We start from the raw sequence: 839 nt of genomic DNA, 5'->3' as shown, positions 1-839 counted from the left end.
CTGGGCGGTTACGTTAAAATGGTCGATACGCGCGAAGGCGAGGTGGCAGAAGCAGATTTGCCCTACGCCTTTGACAAACAGCATCCGGCCAAGCGCATCGCCATTGTCGCCGCCGGCCCTTTGACTAATTTGATTTTGGCCGTTTTGCTTTACGGTTTGAGCTTTTCCTTCGGCGTAACCGAGTTGCGCCCCTATGTCGGCATGGTCGAGCCTGCCAGTATTGCCGCCAAAGCAGGTTTTCAGGCAGGCGATAAAATTGTATCGGTCAACGGAATTGCCGTTAAAGACTGGAGCGATGCGCAAACCGAGATGGTGTTGAACCTTGAATCTGGTCCTGTAAAAGTCGCTGTTCAGACGGCCTCAAATACCCAAGCCGTCCGCATAATTGATGCCGCCGGCACGCCTGAAGCAGGTAAAGTTGCGAAAAGCCAAGGCAACATCGGCCTTTTGCCTTTTAGAATTACTAACCGCATCGGCAAAGTCTTGGCTGATAGTCCGGCCGAAAAAGCAGGTTTGAAGGAAAACGACAAACTGCTGACCGCCGATGGGAAGCCCATCGAAAGCTGGCAGGCATGGACGGAACTTTTCCGCGCCAGCCCCGGCCAACGAATCGAACTGACTTACGAGCGCGACGGCAAAGTGCTGGCAACCGCTATCCGGCCGGACAGCGTCGAGCAGTCGGCTGGCGTGCTGGTAGGTAGAGCAGGGCTTGCCGCCCAGGCGGATAAAGAGTGGGATAAAACCATCCGCTACCGTTATACGCCTTCCGTTGCCCAAGCCTTTGAATTGGGTTGGAACAAAACCGTCAACTATTCGTGGACGACCCTCAAATTTTTCGG

The 839-nt window shown here is 54.4% G+C and carries 1 protein-coding gene; it reads left to right on the top strand.

The features are described from left to right. The coding region (locus tag ACTHS3_RS16045) for a PDZ domain-containing protein (RefSeq protein WP_440368513.1) at nucleotides 1–839 on the top strand (839 nt) is incomplete at both ends.

Source organism: Neisseria sp. P0009.S007 (assembly GCF_051962515.1).
The sequence above is the reverse complement of the archived record's forward strand: the minus strand, read 5'-3'. Positions and strand labels throughout refer to the sequence as shown.